Source organism: Ochrobactrum sp. SFR4 (assembly GCF_019730395.1).
GTDB lineage: Bacteria > Pseudomonadota > Alphaproteobacteria > Rhizobiales > Rhizobiaceae > Pseudochrobactrum.
Genome location: NZ_JAAPBB010001218.1, coordinates 1 through 243, shown reverse-complemented (window position 1 = coordinate 243; position 243 = coordinate 1). Strand labels below are relative to the sequence as shown.

1 protein-coding gene is annotated in these 243 nt (G+C 51.9%); it reads left to right on the top strand.

Features of this window, described 5'->3' with window-relative positions; genetic code table 11:
• Positions 1-243 (top strand): N-formylglutamate amidohydrolase (locus HBA93_RS22910; RefSeq protein WP_221724761.1); only part of this gene is annotated, 243 nt, incomplete at both ends.

The following is a 243-nucleotide window of genomic DNA, read 5'->3' as shown; positions in this document are numbered from 1 at the left end:
GTAAGCCTCTATCCGGGGCAGAACACAACAACGCTGATACCGGAAACGGATTTTGATGGTCTGGCGATCTGGAAGGACGGTGAGCAACCGCCTGAGGCCGATATTGCTGATCGCATCAGCCGTTTTCACAAGCCTTATCATGAAGCACTGGCAGCAGAAATCGAGCGTGTGAAGGCCATTCACGGCATTGCCATTCTCTATGACTGCCACTCGATCCGCTCGCATATTCCGTTTCTGTTTGAA